Origin of the sequence: Acinetobacter sp. C26M, from assembly GCF_023702675.1 — a bacterium.
Classification (GTDB): domain Bacteria; phylum Pseudomonadota; class Gammaproteobacteria; order Pseudomonadales; family Moraxellaceae; genus Acinetobacter.
In genome coordinates this window covers 3,467,196-3,482,982 of sequence record NZ_CP098478.1, presented here as the reverse complement: position 1 = coordinate 3,482,982, position 15,787 = coordinate 3,467,196, and the positions used below count along the sequence as shown (strand labels likewise).

General features: G+C 42.4%; 12 protein-coding genes and 1 pseudogene. 6 read left to right on the top strand and 7 right to left on the bottom strand.

Going from position 1 to position 15,787, the window contains the following annotated elements:
* Positions 1-191: 191 nt before the first annotated feature.
* Positions 192-3,521, bottom strand: coding sequence for an Rne/Rng family ribonuclease (locus NDN11_RS16020; RefSeq protein WP_251110200.1), 3,330 nt, complete (start codon positions 3,519-3,521; stop codon positions 192-194).
* Positions 3,522-3,730: 209 nt separating this feature from the next.
* Positions 3,731-3,877: a hypothetical protein gene (locus NDN11_RS16015; protein WP_004637771.1), complete on the bottom strand. Its 147-nt coding sequence runs from the start codon at positions 3,875-3,877 to the stop codon at positions 3,731-3,733.
* A 432-nt stretch (positions 3,878-4,309) separates the two neighbouring features.
* Between NDN11_RS16015 and NDN11_RS16010 the strand changes: the two genes are divergently transcribed.
* The 4 genes from NDN11_RS16010 to NDN11_RS15995 all read left to right on the top strand — a co-directional run bounded on the left by NDN11_RS16010 (position 4,310) and on the right by NDN11_RS15995 (position 7,348).
* Entirely contained in the window at positions 4,310-5,242 is a 933-nt protein-coding gene (locus NDN11_RS16010) for an RluA family pseudouridine synthase (protein WP_251110199.1), read from the top strand.
* Positions 5,239-5,913 (top strand): HAD family hydrolase, encoded by a 675-nt coding sequence (locus tag NDN11_RS16005; RefSeq protein WP_251110198.1) that lies wholly within the window; start codon positions 5,239-5,241, stop codon positions 5,911-5,913. The genes NDN11_RS16010 and NDN11_RS16005 overlap by 4 nt, the downstream gene beginning before the upstream one ends.
* Positions 5,914-5,988: 75 nt before the next feature.
* A complete protein-coding gene (locus tag NDN11_RS16000) occupies positions 5,989-6,687 on the top strand; it encodes a helix-turn-helix transcriptional regulator (protein ID WP_251110197.1) in 699 nt (232 codons plus the stop codon).
* A gap of 52 nt (positions 6,688-6,739) precedes the next feature.
* A complete protein-coding gene (locus NDN11_RS15995; protein WP_167250457.1) occupies positions 6,740-7,348 on the top strand; it encodes a glutathione S-transferase family protein in 609 nt (202 codons plus the stop codon).
* 64 nt (positions 7,349-7,412) lie between these two features.
* On the opposite strand, the gene hcaR is transcribed toward NDN11_RS15995, so the two are convergent.
* A complete protein-coding gene (hcaR, locus tag NDN11_RS15990; protein ID WP_251110196.1) occupies positions 7,413-8,321 on the bottom strand; it encodes a DNA-binding transcriptional regulator HcaR in 909 nt (302 codons plus the stop codon).
* Positions 8,322-8,713: 392 nt separating this feature from the next.
* Here hcaR and NDN11_RS15985 point away from each other — a divergent pair, with 392 nt between their 5' ends.
* Positions 8,714-9,766 (top strand): MBL fold metallo-hydrolase, encoded by a 1,053-nt coding sequence (locus NDN11_RS15985; protein WP_167250461.1) that lies wholly within the window; start codon positions 8,714-8,716, stop codon positions 9,764-9,766.
* 22 nt (positions 9,767-9,788) lie between these two features.
* On the opposite strand, the gene NDN11_RS15980 is transcribed toward NDN11_RS15985, so the two are convergent.
* The 3 genes and pseudogenes from NDN11_RS15980 to NDN11_RS15970 form a co-directional block, all read right to left on the bottom strand.
* The gene (locus NDN11_RS15980) at positions 9,789-10,160 is read right to left on the bottom strand and encodes a DoxX-like family protein (RefSeq protein ID WP_251110195.1); all 372 of its coding nucleotides are present in this window, start codon (positions 10,158-10,160) and stop codon (positions 9,789-9,791) included.
* Positions 10,157-10,596 (bottom strand): annotated as a pseudogene (locus NDN11_RS15975) (thiol-disulfide oxidoreductase DCC family protein). The gene NDN11_RS15980 and the pseudogene NDN11_RS15975 overlap by 4 nt, the downstream one beginning before the upstream one ends.
* A 93-nt stretch (positions 10,597-10,689) precedes the next feature.
* On the bottom strand, positions 10,690-12,210 hold the full coding sequence (locus NDN11_RS15970) for a catalase (RefSeq protein WP_167250467.1): 1,521 nt from the start codon (positions 12,208-12,210) through the stop codon (positions 10,690-10,692).
* Positions 12,211-12,834: 624 nt separating this feature from the next.
* Between NDN11_RS15970 and NDN11_RS15965 the strand changes: the two genes are divergently transcribed.
* Positions 12,835-13,284 carry a hypothetical protein gene (locus NDN11_RS15965; protein ID WP_167250469.1) on the top strand — a complete coding sequence of 150 codons (450 nt, stop codon included), beginning with the start codon at positions 12,835-12,837 and terminating at the stop codon, positions 13,282-13,284.
* Between the two features lie 76 nt (positions 13,285-13,360).
* On the opposite strand, the gene ptsP is transcribed toward NDN11_RS15965, so the two are convergent.
* Positions 13,361-15,655 carry a phosphoenolpyruvate--protein phosphotransferase gene (gene ptsP, locus NDN11_RS15960; protein WP_251110194.1) on the bottom strand — a complete coding sequence of 765 codons (2,295 nt, stop codon included), beginning with the start codon at positions 15,653-15,655 and terminating at the stop codon, positions 13,361-13,363.
* Between the last annotated feature and the right edge of the window lie 132 nt (positions 15,656-15,787).

Genomic DNA, 15,787 nt, shown 5'->3' with positions numbered 1-15,787 from the left:
AATCCTATTTATTTTTCGATCAATCCAAGAAATGGCTATCCGTTAGAACACAACCATTCACACCATTTTGTTAATGCTGTTTTGTAATGGTAAGTGCCTAGAGCAATCAACCTAATTTGACAAAATAACAAAAAAGCCTAGTCATCGAAATGACTAGGCTTAGCCTTATTGAGTGCAATTTAGCAAATTACTCACTCAGCGGTGGTCTTTTTCGGTGGGCGTCCGCGAGGGCGGCGAGGGCGGTTTGATTTCTCTTTTTCCGCTTTCGCTGCTTCATCTTCTGCTTCCGTTTCAGCCGTAGATTCAGCTTTTTCAACAGCTTGAGTAGATTCAGTAACTTCTGCAACAGTCTCGCTTACGGTTTCAACTTCAGCAGTTACAGCAGGTTCAACTACTTCAGCCTCAACTGGTGCAACATCAGCTACAGCATCTGTACTGGCAAGTTCTAAAGGTTGTTGCTCAGGTGCAATTACGGTTGCTTCTGTGACGACTGCATCGTCTGCTTGTTTCACTTCTTCTTTCGATTCAGTGCTTTCTACAGCAGCTGGCGTTGCATTTGAGGCAACATGTGCTTCTTTCGCTTGTTCCGCAGCAAGTTTCGCTAAACGACGGCGCTCACGAGGGTCATTGGCAACACGAACTGCCGCTGCGTCTGGTGGTGTTAATGCTAACACTGGCGCTGGTTCAGCTTCTTCAGTTGGTTTTTGCGTCGGAAGTTCAGCATCGCGTGTTACAGGACGCTTTTCTTGCTCAACTACAGTTTCCGTCACTAAGCTACTTGCATGTTGTTCAGCGAACTTTTGTAAAGCACGGTTGAAGGTTGTAACTAAGCCAAATTGCTCAATCAGGATTGTGCAATCATCACCATAGACATGGCGGATTAAGCTACCCATTGTGTACTGACCAAGTGTAGGCGTCTGTGATAGAGCAACTTTGACTGTAGCCGTTTTCGGTGCAGTTTGATTATTGCGCTGACGACGACGTGAACGAGGATCATTGCTGGCACGTTGTGCAGGTGCTTGTACAGTTTCTTCGTCTGCTGCCTTTTCAGTAGCTGCTTGTTCTACTTGAGCTGGTGCTGGCGTTTCAACTTTCTCGACTACAGGTTTTACCTTTTCTGCTTTAGCAGCCGGTGTTGGTGCCTGTTGTGGATTCAATGCAACAATTTCACTTTGACCTTGATCAAGATTCACGATCAACGCAGTGTTCATTGGCTCTACGCGTGGTGTATCAATGACATCAACTTTCACTTGCTGTGAATTTACTGCAGTTTCAGGTGCAGCAGGTGTTTCGTTTAAAACACTTTGATCACGGTGGCGGTTCGGTCGATTTGGACGTTGCTGGTTACGGTCACGACGTGGTAAAGGCGCAGACTCATTGCCTTGAGCAGCATCATGATGCTGTTGCTGGTTTTGAGATTCTTGTGGCTGCTGACGTTTTTGTTGACGTTTTAGCTCACGTTGCTCTTGGCGCTGTTCTTGACGTGACAGTTGAACGACTTCTTCATGCACTTGATTTTGTTGTTCATGCGCATGAACATGTTGTTCACGTTGCTCTTTGTGTTTGCGTTTCTTCTGGTTTTGATTTGGACGATGTGATTTTTCGTCTTTCTCAAATGTTTCACGCGCTTCTTGTTTCACAGGATTTTGTGAAATATAAGCATTGTTTGCAGCTGGAGCAGCAACTTCAGCGACAACAGGTGTAGTCACTTGACCAAATTGACCACGGCTCACCGCACCATTGTTCACCATTTGTTCAATCGCGGCTGCTGCATTTTGTGCAGAACGAGATTGATCAGTGGTTTGCGCTTGTTTTTGAACAAATAGGTTCTCTAACCAAGCACAAGGACTCGCTGACTTTTGTGTCGTTGCTTGAGTCTGTTTTGCTTGCGCAGCGTGTTGCTGGTTTGCTTTCTTCTGTGGTGCAGCTGCTTGATTTTGTGCAGGTGCAGCATGATGATGCTCTGCATCTTCTAAATGCCAGTCAGAAGACTCATAACCAAGTTCTTTTTCGCTTGAACGGGTTGCTTCTGTACGTTCATAGCTAGAAGGCGCGAAACCATCTGGATTGAACTGGATTTGGTAGTGTGGTGTTTCTAAGTGCGGGTGAGGCAACACGGTAACACGTACATTCGAGGTTTGTTCTAAGTAAACCAAGCTGTGACGCTTTTCATTCAATAAGAATGCTGCAATTTCTACAGGGACTTCGACTTGAACTTCACCTTGACGCTCGCGTAGTGCAATTTCTTCAACCTTACGCATAATCGAAAGTGATAGTGAGCGTAAGTCACGTACCATACCTGTGCCATGACAGCGTGGGCAAACGTAGCCAGTCGCTTCTTCTAAAGAAGGACGTAAACGTTGACGGCTCATTTCCATCAGACCAAAACGTGACAGTTGACCGAATTGAATACGTGCGCGATCGCTTTGCGTTGCTTCACGTAATTTCGCTTCAACCATACGCTGGTTGCGGTCTTTAGTCATGTCGATGAAGTCGATTACGACTAAGCCACCAATATCGCGTAAACGAAGTTGACGTGCGATTTCTTCAGCAGCTTCTAAATTGGTATTTAAAGCAGTTTCTTCAACATCATGACCGCGGGTTGATTTCGCAGAGTTGATATCGATCGATACCAATGCTTCTGTTTGGTCAATCACGATTGAACCACCTGAAGGAAGTTTTACTTCACGTTCATAGGCAGTCTGGATTTGGCTTTCGATACCAAAATGAGCAAATAATGGCTCGTTCAAGGTATAGGTTTTTAATTTGTCGAGCTGACGCGGCATGACTGCTTTTACGAAGTTATAGGCTTCGTTATAGGCTTGCTCGCTATCAATCAGGATTTCAGCCACATCATCACGTAAATAATCACGGATGGCACGTGTCACCACACCAGCTTCTTGATGAACCAGCATTGGTGATGGACCAGTGCTTGCAGAACCTTGGATTTGCGCCCAAAGGTCAAGCAAATGTTGCAAGTCGAGTTGTAACTCTTCCTGTGTGCGACCAATACCCGCAGTACGAACGATCACACTCATGCCACGCGGTACATTTAAAGAGGCTAAAATTTCTTTTAGTTCTTCACGTACTGAACCCGAAATTTGACGGCTGATGCCACCACCTTTCGGGTTATTTGGCATGAGAACTAAATAACGACCAGCAAGTGAGATAAAAGTAGAAAGGGCAGCACCTTTATTGCCACGCTCTTCTTTCTCAACTTGAACCAGTAATTCAGTGCCTTCAGTGATGAGTTCACGAATATTTGAAGTTTGACGAGGGTCAGCTTTGAAATACGAGTTTGCAATTTCTCGCATAGACAAAAAGCCTTGACGCTGTGCGCCGTACTCAACGAAAACCGCTTCTAAAGATGGTTCAACGCGAGTGACGTGACCTTTATAGATATTTGATTTTTTTTGTTCGCGAGTACGATTCTCTAAATCGAAATCGTAAAGACGATTACCAGTGATAAGTGCAACGCGAACTTCTTCGGCGTGGGTTGCATTAATCAACATACGTTTCATGGGTGTGACACCTAATAGTGATGCACACAAACAACAAGCTCAATATTTTTGAGCAAACATCAAATTGGCGCGATCAAGACTCAGAAGCAACTTTGTGTAGGAAGTTCTGAAACCACTGACTGTAAATATCCAGCTGGGGTTTTGATACGGTTATTTTGATGTCGGCAATACTGCTTCAATCTTGAATCCGTTGATATTTCATGTATGTCTTACATCTGTGAAATATCACTAGATCCGACATAATCAAAGTTTCCTGTACGCTTCACTGGCGGGTGAGCGGTGCATTGGATGGTGACTTTCACTGTCATTAAGCATTGAAGTCGATCCATCTGGAAGTCTTGATACGGAATGATCATCGTATCTCTGCTTAGCAGTTCCAATGCATCAACGCTTTAGCCTGAATGCGACATCAGGGAGCAAATTGTCTGATGTGGATCAGTTTACGTTTAATAACCAGCAAATTGCTGGCGACATATTTTTTCTGAACAAACTGTATGTGCATATGCACAATTAAACGCAACAGTTTGCCATTTTGCCGATATAATAAGCCTTCGGCGTCGGCATAATTCTTTAGGACCTATCCGAGTTGTTGGTGAATATCTCATCGATTGAAAATTTTATCTAAATAAAATTTCTGATTTGATGCTCACTTACGGTGGTATCCGTGCGCTGAATATACCAAACCTTGCAGCATCTGCCTATGGGCTAAGTTTAGGTTTCTTGTGAAATAACTTAGCTAAATGATCATTTTTTAATCATATTTAGCAAATCTTGGATTAATTGAGCGTATGAATTCTACACAACAATGGCAAAGTGTCACTTGGTTTGACGTGGATGAGCATCAAGACGGGCAGCGAATAGATAATTTTTTATTTACCCGATTAAAAGGTGTTCCAAAAAGTCGAATCTACCGTTTGATTCGTGAAGGGCAAGTACGCGTTAATAAAAAAAGAATAAAAGCAGAAACACGTTTGAATATTGGCGACCAGATTCGTGTCGCACCAATCCGCTATGAACAAAAGGATGAAACTGCTGCACCGGTGAGTGATGGCGTGGCACAAAGCCTACTCAGCCGTGTGGTGTATGAGGACGAAGGGCTATTGATTGTGAATAAACCTTCAGGGATTGCCGTACATGGGGGTAGTGGTGTGGCTTATGGCTTAATCGAAGCTTTACGTGCCGCGACAGGTAAAAAATATCTGGAGCTGATCCATCGGATTGACCGAGATACTTCAGGCTTGGTCATGATCAGTAAAAAGCGTAGTACTTTAAAGCTGCTGCAAGATCTATTGCGTGAGCATAAAATTCAAAAAACCTATGCTGCGATCGTCAAAGGACAAGTCAGTCTGGATCAGCAATTGATTGATGCACCATTGTTGCGTTATGAACTCGCCAATGGTGAACGTCGCGTTCGTGTGACCAAAGAAGGTAAGCCGAGTAAGACCGATTGGAAAGTAGTTGAACGCTTTAAATCAGCTACTTTGGTACATGCGTCACCGTTATCGGGGCGGACCCATCAAATTCGTGTGCATGGTTTAAGTATTGGTCATCCTTTAGTCGGGGATGATAAATATGGGCACAATACGGCATATACAGGCCCTGAAGCGCGTCGTTTGTGTCTACATGCAATGCGTTTAGAGATTCCAAACTATCCAACCATTGAAGCGCCAATGCCTGAAGATATGCAACAGGTGATCGATCAGTTGAGAAAGCAGAAATGAATCAAAATATCGAGTTAGTGATTTTCGACTGGGATGGCACTTTATTCGATTCGGTTGGGCAAATCGTGGCAAGCCTGCAATATGCAGCACAACAATTTGAACAACCGCTGACAGATGAAGCAGCAAAAAGCATTATTGGCTTAGGTTTACCCGAAGTCATGCAGATCTTGTTTCCACAAGTGCCGCATTTACAGCAAGACATTTTGCAGTGTTATGCAGATCATTATGTCGCGAACTCCAAAGAGGACGCATGGTTTAGCGGTGTTGCAGAGTTACTGGCTGATCTAAAACAGCAAGGCTTAAAGCTCGCTGTGGCAACAGGCAAAAGTCGTAAGGGTTTAGATCGAGTTTTAGCACAAACCAATAGTGATGAGATCTTTGATATTACCCGTGCAGCCAGTGAAACTAAATCTAAACCTGATCCATTGATGTTGCAGGAAATTTTGACTGAAATGGATGTCGCTGCTGATCGTGCTGTTATGGTGGGTGATACCAGTTATGATCTAGAAATGGCTCGAAATCTGAATATGCCGCGTATTGGGGTGAGTTATGGTGTGCATAGCATTGAAACCTTGCAGCAATTTCAGCCACTCACCATCGCGCACAATGTGCATGATTTGCATGCTTATTTGAAAAGTGTGCTAAATGTTGCTGCCTTGACCGAGAGTTAATCCATCCACATCATATGAAACGACAATGATGGGAGTGTTCACACTCCCATCATCCATAATAACAATAGGGATCGTATGAGTCGTTCAATCCGTTTGCTCAATCTATTACAGTTGCTCAGAGAATATCGCTATCCTGTGACCGCGCAGGTGTTGGCAGAGCGTTTGCAAATCAGTCAGCGCAGTGTTTATCGTGATATTGAAACCTTGCGTGAGCAGGGCGTTTGTATTGATGCTGCCGCTGGACTAGGGTTTCAACTGAAACAAGATTTCTTATTGCCACCCATGACGCTGAATGAAACTGAGATCGAAGCAATTTTTTTAGCTTTAAATTGGTTGAATGATATTCCTGATCTGGCGTTGAAATCAGCCTCGACTTCGGTGTTGGCAAAGCTCAATGCGGTACTGCCTGAACATTGTCAGCAGCAACTTAAACAAACCACTTTAAGATCCATCAATGTTTGGTTGCCTGTTGATGAAACTTTGGTGGAGCAAGTGCGTTTGGCGATCCGTCAGCAGTTAAAAATTACGGTGGATTACGCCGACGAACAACAACGGATAAGTTCTCGTATTTTGTGGCCATTTGCGCTAGGTTATTTTAATGATCGAATCGTATTGGCTGCATGGTGTGAGCTACGTAAAAGTTTTCGTCACTTCCGTATTGATCGGATTCGAGCATTGAGCCTGAGTCAGGAGCTTTACCCACAATTTAAACAACAATTATTTCAACAATGGTGGACACAAGAAGTTTGTCGTTCGACTACTGACAAAAACTGACAATCAAAACAATTACATTGAAATAAGAATAACTCACCAAGGAAATATCAAAATGGCACTTAAACTTTATACCAATAGTTTTTCACGTGGCGTCGTTGTCGACTGGTTACTCATCGAGTTGGGTGTGCAATGTGAACGCATTGAGGTGGCTTTCCAAACGGAAATGAAAGCCCCTGAATACCTAAAAATTAATCCTTTTGGCAAAGTACCTGTGCTTGTCGATGGTGATGTGGTGGTGTATGAGCTAGATGCAATTTGTGCTTATTTGGCCGATAAATTTGCGGATAAAGGCTTGGCGCCCGCATTGAATGATCCAAAACGTGGCGTGTATTATCGTTGGTTATTCTTCATCTCTGGGCCTTGGGAAGCAGCTTCAACTAATAAAATGCTGGGCGTTGAAGTGAAACCCGATCAGAAAGGTTCTGTAGGATATGGTGATTATCAAGATGCCTATAACGCCTTTGTGCAAGGACTCAGTGAAGTTGATCCCTATTTATGTGGCAAACAGTTTACGGCTGCAGATGTGACGGTTGCTGCGATGTTATTTTGGCAGCTTAAGATGGGAGAGGTACAGTCTCATCCAGCGATTGAACATTATTTAGAAAATATTAAACAGCGACCAAGTTACCAAAAATTCGCTGCATTTTTTAGTAATGCCTAGGCCAATTGGCTTTGCTTAAAGAATAACGAAGCCGATTGATTCGGCTTTTTTATTTATGAAAAATTTAGTGCGAATTCAAATGGGAGCCATCTAAGCCAAATATATGCCGAATTTCTTCTAGGAATTGCTGTGTGGCAAGGTTCAATTGATTTTTTGGATAACTCATAAAAACATCGAGACAGGGCAATGGGTGATGCAATGATCTGACAACGATCTGGTCAGTGGCTAAGGCTTGGATATAGGCGGGTAAAATGGCGCAACCATGCCCCGAATGTACGGCTTGGAGCGCTTCGGCAATACTATTGGCTTCATCGATACTTTGAAAATGAATTTGCTGTTGTTTAATGAACTGTGTAATTGTTCGAGCTAAAGGCTGGGAGAGCTTATGGGTCAGAATCGTTAATGGAAAATCTTTGAGTTGGGCTGTAGTGATTTCTGAATATTGTGCTAAAGGATGCTGCTTGGGAAGCATAAACATCAAAGGTTCTCTTAACACCAATTGACTGGCAAAAGCTTCATTTTCAAATTTCTGATTAATAAAAATAATGTCCAGCTCACCTTTTTTAAGCTTGGTGATTTGATCGCTTTCTTTGAGATTAAGTGTACGAATCTGCAATTTGGGTAGTCGAACTCTTAAGCGCGGCAAAATATAAGGGAAAATACGAATTTCCGCAGAAGGAACAAAGCCGATTTTTAAGCACTGTACTTTGGCCGCAGCAACCTGTCGCGCCATGGTGACAGCTTTGTCTGCTTGAGTGAGGGTTAAACGTGCTTGTTCCAGAAAAACTTGACCTTCGTCGGTTAACTCCACTTTGCGTTTGGTACGATGCAACAGTTGCACACCAACATCATCTTCGAGATCTTTAATTTGCTGACTGAGTGAAGGCTGAGACGTGTGTAATTTAAGCGCTGCTTTACTGAAACTTAGCTCTTCAGCAACGGTAATGAAATAGCGTAAATGACGTAATTCCATAAGACTGGTCCAAGAGTGTCTTACTATTATTTTAGTTATCGTGATGAGAACATCATGTTGTTGCCGCATTATATCTGAGGTGGTTTTATATACAATATGCTTTTTTATAAAATAAAAGAAATAGAGTAAAAGATGAAATTTAGGCTGTGACCTAAATTGTGATTATGCGTTATTAGTTCGGTAAAATTGTGTTGACTCTACCAGAGAAAATCAGCATAACTAACAAGCTTATGTTAGGATCAAAGACCGATTATAGTGATTTGGAATAAGACGAGAATCCTAAAAAAATCATCATGATTTGAAAGGCTATCGCGTTAAAAAATAATCCATGACCTAAACGGGATACCAAACCATTCACCTCATGCGATGAGATTCCACCAAAGAAGACGTACATGAAAGATAAGCCGACATTAACCTACCAATTGCCGACACAATCTTGCTTGAGCCATACTTGGGGGAAACCTCCTTTTCCACATGAAGCCTCTGATCATTGTGGGATTGATCGTTTCTATAATTTACAGAAACCCTTAACACCATTTGATCGTAAAGGCTTACTCAAATGGTTGGCAACACGTAAATCATCGACTTGGACTGTAGATCGTTCGCATGAATGGAACATGCGTAATCACATGCTGGAACTTCCACAGAATCGCCCACATGCCGATATGAATGATTGGCAAATTTGGTTTGTCGGTCATGCGACGGTGTTAATTCAAATCGGGCCCTATAATTTTCTGACCGATCCAGTCTGGTGTGAGTATGTTAGCCCGAAACAGGGCAATGGCCCACAGCGTGTTTGCCCAGCAGGGATTGCCTTAGAGCACTTGCCGACCATTCATGGAGTGCTACTCAGTCATAACCATTATGATCATATGGATTTGGCAACTTTAGAGTGGTTGCACCAAAAATTTGAAATGCCGATTTATACAGGCTTAGGCAATGGTTATTACCTACCTAAACATTTGCATGTGATTGAAATGGATTGGTGGCAGGAAATCCCGTTTCATGATGAGTTGAAGATTGCCTATACACCTGCACAGCATACTTCTGGACGTGGGGTGCGTGATCAGAACAGAGCATTGTGGGGTGGTTTTTCCTTACTTGCTAAAACAGGACATTGTTTCTTTGCTGGGGATACGGGTTATTCCACACACTTCAAACAAATCCATGAGCGTTATGGCGATGTTCGGGTGGCATTATTGCCGATAGGGGCTTATGAACCGCGGATGTTGATGCGATATGTCCATATGAACCCTCAAGATGCATTCCATGCCCATTTAGACTTACACGCTCACCGTTCTCTGGCGATTCATTATCGAACTTTTCAACTGACTGACGAAGATCGAGATGCTCCTGAGCATGAACTTCAACAAGCAATGAAATCATCCTCGAAATTGGTGAATCCCTTCTATTGTATCCGCGAAGGGCACTTTATTCGTGCTTAGTATCTTGAAGGGTCTCAAGACACTAAATTGAAATCATCGAAAGACTTGCCAGCGCAATATTCATGACTACAGGATTAAAGGCTTGATAGATCTGATTGGGATAAATAAACAAAACGAAAATAAATAGCCCAATCAGGCTGATAATGCTGAGCCAATGCAAATATTTATGAGTTAAAAATAAAAACAGACTACCAAAAATGATCTCGGCAATGCCGGACAGTGAAATCATCCATGCAATATAAGGCGCAGGCACATGAAGTTGCTGCCAAACATATTGTTCACCTTCGACTTGAAAAATCAGTTTCGGAATGAGTCCTTGATAAATCCAGAGACTTGCAATAATCAACTGACAAAACTTCAAAATCCGTTGAAGGGTCAGGTTCTCGTGATTCATGTGAAGACCTCATCCAAGAGAAAATGTTGCTGAGTTTCAGGTGTCACTCGATAGCATTGTTCATTTTGACCAAATAAGCGATAACGATTGAGTGCAATACGACGATAAGCAAAATCACGGATGACTTTAGGGATAACACGTGCATATTTTAAACTGGTGTAGGGGGAGTCTAGCCGTTGAATGATGCGTAGAAATGCGGTCGATTCGGTATAGCATTGACCATTTTCCAGTAAGACCATTGTTTCAAAATGATCAGTAGGAAGATGGCAATAGGTAAGGAGTTGCTGCCCAATATTGGATTGAACAGAAACCAGTTTGAACAGGTACTCAAATCATGTTTGATCATAAAGTCAGCCCATGCTGAGCACAACACACATTCGGCATCAAATAGGATGATGTTATGAGTTTGAATCAGTTGTTCTAATCGATTTTGCATGGTTATTTTTCTGATGTTGTTTTGAATAAATTGTCACCCAGTTCCATAAAAAAAGCCATCCGAAGATGGCTTTTTGTTTTCGAGGTTTAAAGTTTAGAGAAAACTTGGCAAATGACGTGCTGGATCAGTTTCACGTGCTGCCTGAGCATCGGCAACGCTAAGCCCTAGTGCTGCTGCAACACCTTCACCATAAGCTGGATGGCAAGCATAGCAGTTACGGATATGACGATACTTGATGAAGTCTAAAGCATCGCCCATCGCACGTGCAGTATTGCCAAACAATGCTTGTTGTTGCTCTGGTGTCATCAATTCAAACAAGGCACGTGGTTGACTGAAGTAGTCGCTGTCATCTTCACGATAGTCCCAGAAATCAGCATCACCATTAATTTTCAATGGTGGCTCTTTGTACTGAGGCTGCTCTTGCCATTGACCGAAGCTATTTGGCTCATAGTGTGGTAAGCCACCATAGTTTGCATCCGTACGACCTTGACCATCGCGGTGATTACTGTGCACAGGGCAACGCGCTGCATTGACTGGAATTTGTTGGTAGTTCACACCGAGACGGTAGCGTTGAGCATCCGCATAGTTAAACAAACGTGCTTGTAACATACGGTCTGGTGAAACACTGATACCTGGCACCAAGTTGCTTGGTGCAAAAGCAGATTGTTCCACATCCAAGAAGAAGTTCTCTGAATTGCGGTTTAATTCAAACTCACCAACTTCAATCAATGGATAGTCGCCGTGAGGCCACACTTTGGTTAAGTCGAATGGGTGGTAAGGAACTTTTTCTGCATCTTGCTCTGGCATAATTTGTACAAAAAGCGTCCATTTTGGATAATCTTGGCGCTCAATTGCATCAAATAAATCTCGTTGATGACTTTCACGATCTTGACCAACTAATTCGCCAGCTTCAGCATCAGTTAGGTTTTTAATACCTTGCTGTGTTCTAAAATGGAATTTCACCCAGAAACGTTCATTGTCTGCATTAATAAAACTATAGGTATGGCTACTAAATCCATGCATATGGCGGTAGCTTGAAGGAATACCGCGATCAGACATCACGATCGTCACTTGGTGCAAGGCTTCTGGAAGTAATGTCCAGAAATCCCAGTTGTTGGTTGCACTACGCATGTTGGTTTTAGGATCGCGTTTTACCGCTTTGTTTAAATCTGGGAACTTACGTGGATCACGTAAGAAGAACACAGGAGTATTGTTCCCGACCATGTCCCAGTTACCTTCTTCAGTGTAAAACTTTAAGGCAAAACCTCGGATATCTCGTTCTGCATCCGCTGCACCACGTTCCCCTGCAACCGTAGTAAAACGTGCAAACATCTCAGTTTTTTTACCGATTTCGCTAAAAATTTTAGCGCGAGTATATTGGGTAATGTCATGGGTTACGGTGAATGTGCCAAATGCACCAGAACCTTTGGCATGCATACGACGCTCAGGAATGACTTCACGGACAAAGTTGGCAAGTTTTTCATTCAGCCATAAATCCTGGGCTAATAATGGTCCTCTAGCTCCTGCGGTCATACTGTTTTGGTTATCAACGACAGGGGCACCAAAATCAGTGGTTAAGTGGCTATAAGGACATTTTTTATCGTCTTGGCTCATGTTCTATCTCCATCAAGATGACCTGTGAGTGAGATCATCTCAACTATTGGACCGTTCAAAGATATGAATGTTTAACTATTTCATGTGCAAATTGGGTATCGAAATTTCAGATGCCTAAGTGCGATTTATCATGATCAAGTTCACATCCTTTGTATTTTTACTCTAGGTTGATGAAAGCTTTTTTTCCAATGGATTAAAGTTGATGTCATAAATGCTTTATTCGATTGAAGCTGTCTAAATCTTAAACATGAACTGGGTTTTTTTGAATGTTAGATTTGTTAAAAAAAGATAAAAGATAAATAAAAAATAAAGACTTACTGTATTACTTGGTTTTGATCGAGTATCAATATAAGACTTGGTTAGAAGAAACAAAAATGGCTTAACGTGCATGAGGAGCAGCTACTTTTACATGTTGGAGTTATGTAAAAGTAAGTTAGGACATTTCCGTAATCCTTTTACCTCGGTTGAATTTAGACTGGCTTTAACTGCCGTATTTTAAACGATTGCACTTTATTCAAACGATTCGACTGTCTGAAACGATATGCTCGGTAGGAGATATGTAAATCCTCAGGATTTTAATGTGCGCTATGTTATTTTGTGCTTATCTTTTAAGAGATTAAAAAAATGAAGAAGTTAGCATTGAGTTTCGGGTTGTCTTTAACTGTTTTAGCAGGTTGTACTTCCATGCCACAAAAAGATGAGACTAAAGCAAATTCATTGAATGTTGAGTTTGTTGGACAAGGTAATTATACGGTTACGCAACAGCAGGGTACTGTAAGTTTATATGCAGTGGACAGTCAGATCGCAGATGTTCCAGCGACTTTGATTCAGCAGAAAAAAGTCCAGATTTCTCAAGTACCATTTGCAGTTGATTTTACTGTCCCAGCAGATCACCGCAAGCTTATTCAACCTTCAGTTCGAGATGATGCTCAAATCAAGTACTATGTGACTTGGGAATCGGATGCCAAGAATCTAACTGGTAAAGATGCGATTGTGATTGATTACGATCGTAAATTTCCAAGCGTGACTTTGAATGGCGGTAAACAGCAGATTTACCTGCGTTCAGCTAAATAAATACTGTAATAAAAAAGGCGACTTTATAGAAAGTCGCCTTTTTTATGTTTGCATTTTTTACCAGTTGAAGTCTGTTTTAGACATTCAACATACGATTAGATTTGACCATGTCGGCAAGACCATGTGTTTTAAAATAATGTTCAAGCCAGCTTTTAATCACCAGTGGATTATTCATTTGTAACACATCATCCAATAGTTTCTTTGCATCAGTCATTGGTACATGGCAAATCGCTTTGCGTACTCTGAGAATATTGCTCGAACTCATTGAAAGGGTATTAAAGCCCATTGCCATGAGTAGAATTGCTGATAATGGATCCCCCGCCATTTCACCACAAACGCTAACTGGTTTTTGATGGATATGACAGTCTTGAACCAAACGTTTTAAGGCACGTAGTACGGATGGATGGAAGTGCGAATAGACGTTGGCAACATGTGGGTTATTACGATCCACAGCCAGTAAATACTGGGTCAAATCGTTAGAACCCACCGAGAAAAAGTCGACTAATTCAGCAAATTCATCGATCTGTAAAAGTACGCTTGGTACTTCAACCATAATCCCGATTTTTGGTTTGGTGATTTTGACTTGCTCTTCTTCTTGTACCGCAATCCAGTCACGTTCTAACAGATACAGTACTTCTTCGACTTCACTGACGCTGGTCACCATCGGCAATAGGATATGCAAATTATTTAGACCAATGCTGGCTTTCAGCATCGCACGAATTTGCGCAGAGAAAATTTCAGGATGATCTAGGGTAAAGCGTAAGCCACGCCAGCCCAATGCTGAGTTTTCCTCTTCAATGCTAAAGTAAGGCAAATCTTTATCCGCACCAATATCGAGGGTACGCATAATCACAGGTTTGTTCGCAAAATGACTCAACTGTTGACGGTAGATAGCACGTTGTTCTTCTTCACCAGGGAAACGTTCACGTAGCATGAAAGGAATTTCACTGCGATATAAACCGACACCTTTGGCACCACGTTGTACACCACGAACAACGTCAATCATCAAGCCTGTATTGACGAATAAAGGAATTGATACACCATCAGGCGTAATCGCATCTTTGGTTTCGTATTGTTTCAAATCTTTAGCAATTTGCTCTTCTTCTTTTTGTACTTCTTTATAACGTTGACGTAGGCGACGCGGTGGATTGACGAAGACACGTCCTTGATAGGCATCGACAATCATCTCGATATCATCAAGTGTGGTGATGGGTAATTCAGTCACGCCGACTACAGTTGGAATACCGAGAGCACGTGCCACGATCACCATATGAGAGTTGGCGGCACCTTCTGAGGTCACTATCGCAGCAATATTATCTACAGGGAGCTCAACTAAGGCTGCAGTACTGATTTCTTCTCCAATCAAAATACTGTCAGGGCTGAGTTCACGGTGGCTGGTATCATTTTCTTGCAAGCAAGCCAAAATTCGACGACCGAGGTCTTTCAGATCAGAGACGCGTTCACGCAGGTAGTCATCTTCCATTTGTGCAAACAGCGCAACATGTTTATCGATGACTTTGCGTACAGCACCTTGAGCCCAACTACCGACACGAATATGGTCTTTAATTTCACTTGGTAAAGCATTTTCATCCAACATGCGCAAGAACACGCTAAATAAGGCACGTTCTTCGGACATCAGTGAGTCTTGCATTTTCTCGTCTAAGGACTGAATCTCTAAACGTACCGCAGCAATAGCTTGATCCAATAATTCTAATTCATCGCTAATGTCTTCTGCTTCACGATCTGGAATCGCAGCAAGGTCAGCAGGAGGGTACAACACGATGGCACGACCTAAAGCGACACCGCCAGCACCTGAAACACCTTGGAAGGTTTTATAGCTAGGACCATTGCTGGGTTTGCGGAATACATCAATATTTCCTACCGCATGTGCATGGGCAATAACACCTGAAAGCTGCGCGCAAAGCGTCACTAAAAAGGATTCAGCAGCTTCACTAAAATCTTGAGACTCTTTGTTTTGAACGACTAAAACACCCATCACCTTACGGCGGTACATGACAGGCACACCAAGGAAAGAGTTAAATAGCTCTTCACCTGTTTCGGGTAAATAAGCGAAACGTTCGTGTTTGGGTGCATTGTCTAAGTTAACGATTTCTTCTCGTTGACCGACCAGTCCCACCAGACCTTCACCAACACTGAGTGAGACGGTACCCACAGCTTCAGGTTTTAAGCCTTTAGAGGCCATGAGCACATAACGACGATTACGCTCGTCCAACAAGTAGATTGAACAAACATCGACATGCATGGCATCGGCCACATGATTGACCATAATATCCAAAGAATCATGCAAACTGACGGACGCATTTATTTCTTGCACAATGCGTCTAAGCGTGTCGAGTTGCATGTTTGACATGGATGTTTACTCCAATTTATTGAATCATTATAGGCCTAGTTATAACAGCTCTCTTGCTAAAAATCATTGCTTAAAATGATGATTTAACAAGAGACACTATTGATTTTTTACAGATGTTTGCTGCAACGAGAG